General features: G+C 56.4%; 1 pseudogene. It reads right to left on the bottom strand.

Annotation, left to right across the window (positions count from 1 at the left end):
- Positions 1–543: pseudogene (locus tag JMX50_RS13150) on the bottom strand (hypothetical protein); the annotation flags it as partial.

Here is a 543-nt window from a genome sequence, read left to right on the forward strand (position 1 = left end):
TGCTAGGGCTTTCTCTGCAGCCGCTAACTTATCCTGTGCGGTGATTAACTCACCTTTGGCTTTATCCGCTTCTGCTTGCGCAGTGGCCGCTTTTTGTTTCTCAAGCTCTGCCTGCGCTTTGGCGGCTGTGGCTTGCTGATTGGCTGTTTCAGCGTTGGCATTGGCCGCAGCGATTGCGGTTGCAGCGTCAGCTTTGGCTTTTACTGCTTCCGCTTTGGCTTTATCTTCTGCAGCTTTAGCGGTGGCAGCGTCAGCTTCCGCTTTAGCCGCTTGCGCTTTAGCATCAGCCGCTTGTTGATTGGCGGCGGCTACTTTCTTGTCGGCTTCAACTTTAGCGTCACCAATGGCTTTGTCGGCAGCCACTTGCGCTGCAGTGGCTGCATTTTCTGCTGCGGTTTTGGCTAACAATGCAGCCGCTTCAGCAGCTTTTGCAGTCTCTGCGGCGGCTTCTGCTGCAGCTTGAGCGGCTTCGGCGGCGGCCGCACGTGCTAAGGCGGCGGCGAGCTGATCTTCGCCATTACCAGCATTTGCTAAGGCGTCTTC

Origin of the sequence: Psychrobacter maritimus, assembly GCF_904846345.1 — a bacterium.
Taxonomy (GTDB): domain Bacteria; phylum Pseudomonadota; class Gammaproteobacteria; order Pseudomonadales; family Moraxellaceae; genus Psychrobacter; species Psychrobacter maritimus.